This window comes from Pseudopedobacter beijingensis, from assembly GCF_042678145.1.
Lineage (GTDB): Bacteria > Bacteroidota > Bacteroidia > Sphingobacteriales > Sphingobacteriaceae > Pseudopedobacter > Pseudopedobacter beijingensis.
The window spans coordinates 1-1,834 of record NZ_JBHUDG010000011.1; the positions used below are offsets into that span (position 1 = coordinate 1).

At 28.1% G+C, this 1,834-nt stretch carries 3 protein-coding genes; 1 reads left to right on the top strand and 2 read right to left on the bottom strand.

Features of this window, described 5'->3' with window-relative positions; all coding sequences use genetic code 11:
- Positions 1-34 precede the first annotated feature (34 nt).
- A complete protein-coding gene (locus ACFSAH_RS07835; RefSeq protein ID WP_068943169.1) occupies positions 35-538 on the bottom strand; it encodes a restriction endonuclease subunit S domain-containing protein in 504 nt (167 codons plus the stop codon).
- Positions 539-656: 118 nt separating this feature from the next.
- Here ACFSAH_RS07835 and ACFSAH_RS07840 point away from each other — a divergent pair, with 118 nt between their 5' ends.
- Entirely contained in the window at positions 657-1,211 is a 555-nt protein-coding gene (locus ACFSAH_RS07840; RefSeq protein WP_379662162.1) for a restriction endonuclease subunit S, read from the top strand.
- Here ACFSAH_RS07840 and ACFSAH_RS07845 read toward each other — a convergent pair.
- On the bottom strand, positions 1,204-1,834 hold a 631-nt coding region (locus tag ACFSAH_RS07845; RefSeq protein WP_379662163.1), incomplete at its 5' end, for a restriction endonuclease subunit S. The two genes, ACFSAH_RS07840 and ACFSAH_RS07845, sit on opposite strands and share 8 nt — an antisense overlap.

Below are 1,834 nucleotides of genomic sequence, written 5' to 3' on the forward strand. Positions count from 1 at the left end.
ACGTTTTTATTTCAACAAATGTTTGTATAAAAATCTATACAAACATTTGATTCAGAAGGTATTTTTTTTGATTTTCAAACTGTGTTAAAATTGCTTCTTCGGTTTGGATTTTTTGATCAATATTATTTAACAATGATGCAATATTTTCTACTTCTTTTTCATCGGTTGGTAAAAAAATCGTATTATCTAAAAATCTTTGGTTGGTAATATTTATAGTATTTTTTGCACCTTTCTGCACTAGACTATGCAGGTAGTTATTAGCATTGATCGGACTATTGAAATAATAGTGAAGAATATTTCCAATACATACATTTTTGGGTTCATAAACTCCATATAGTGGAGAAACTGCAACATTTTCACTAATAAAACTTTGTTTTATTATTCCATACGGAAATTCACCCGTTGGACTTTTAGTATAAACAACATCGCCAAAATGTACTACATTGTAATTAGTTGTATTTTTTGACGCAAAAGAACGCCCAAGATATTCTATTTGATTAATAACACCTTTACTAACCGAAACAGAAAAAATAGGCAAATTGTCTTTATTCGTTTCTTTACGTTCAGTAAGTATATTTCGTAAATATTGTTTTTCCCATTGTTTGTTATTTGTTAAATTCTGACAAAGCCCTTTAATTAAGGATTTTATTTCCTATGTGATTACGCTTCGCTATCAACTATACGAACAAATTCTTAATCACGAAAATGAATATGTTCAAGTTAAGGATACTTTAAACTATGAACAGCCAACTAAATATTTGGTTACAAATACGGATTATTCATCTGATATTTCGCTAATTCCAGTTCTAACTGCAAATAAAGCTTTTATATTAGGATATACCGATGAAGAATTTGGTATTTATGACAAAGGTCAATGTATCATTTTCGATGATTTTACAATGGATATAAAGTTTGTTAATTTTCCATTCAAAGTAAAATCTTCAGCAATTAAAATACTGACAGCGAAACCAAATGTGAACCTAAAATTTATATTTGAGTATTTGTCATTTTTAAATCTATCATCAAATGAACACAAACGGCATTATATCTCCGAAATTGAGACTATGGAAATGCAACTACCAAATTATATTCAACAAACATATGTTGCAGATTTTCTAGCAAGTATTGACGATAAAATAAAAACTGAATTTGAAATTCATACGCTATTACTTAAGCAGAAACAATACTTGTTAGCTAATTTATTTATATAAATAAATTAGCTAACAAGTATCTCTTTTGTTTTTCAAATTTATGCAATAGTTGGCTTTCAATATCAATTTTTGAATCTATAGATGAAAGGTAATCAGCAATCTTTTTTTGCTCTTCAATACAAGGTAAACCAAATTTAATTCTCGCAAAATTGTCGTAGAAAAGATAATCTCTTACTCCTCCTTCAACATTTCTTAAAACTTCTCTATTAAAAAAATCTGTCTTTAGATATTGATATAGAAAGTTGTCATTTACGGTGTTATCTGTTTTAAAACAAACATACAATGAACTGATAATAATATTCTCTAAGTTTTCACTATAGCCAATAGACCCCACATTAATTCTTGCTGGATTATAGGCAAAGGTGTTCGTGTCAATTATTTTGTATAGTTTAATATCGTAGCCTCTATCTTCGCTATCAACTCCCTCGAATTGCTCACTTTGCGGAACGAATCCTAATTTGTTATTTATAGAATAAACAGGAAGCTTTTCGTTATTTTTATTTCTCTTATTTACAAGAGTTGTAACCTCTCCAAACTTTTTAGTATTCCAATCTATATAGTTTTCATTGTTTCCATTTTTAAATCTCAATTGACGTGAGAATAATTTCTTACTAATCGTAATC